Consider the following 343-nt stretch of genomic DNA (forward strand, 5'->3'; position numbering starts at 1 on the left):
GACTTAAATCAAACTCCTATCAACTTTACTGTTGAAAAGAGTCAAACCGCTACAGCTTCTGTTATCGCTAAAAATAGCTTAACGAAGGGCGCTGTGGAATTAACAAAAGTTGATGACATCGACGGTGTTACTCTTGAAGGCGCAGTATTTAAAATCGTGGATATGAACGGCAATGACGTTCGTTCTGATTTAACTACTAATAAAGATGGAAAAATTTCTGTTTCTGATTTACGTCCAGGAGATTATCAGTTCGTTGAAACGAAGGCTCCTGATCATTATGACTTAAATCAAACTCCTATCAACTTTACTGTTGAAAAGAGTCAAACCGCTACAGCTTCTGTTA

At 37.3% G+C, this 343-nt stretch carries 1 protein-coding gene; it reads left to right on the forward strand.

Annotated elements, in window-relative coordinates:
• Positions 1-343: prealbumin-like fold domain-containing protein (locus BAQ46_RS25440; RefSeq protein WP_249024568.1), on the forward strand; the 343-nt coding region annotated here is incomplete at both ends.

This window comes from Bacillus paranthracis (genome assembly GCF_001883995.1).
In the GTDB taxonomy this organism is placed as follows: Bacteria; Bacillota; Bacilli; order Bacillales; family Bacillaceae_G; genus Bacillus_A; species Bacillus_A paranthracis.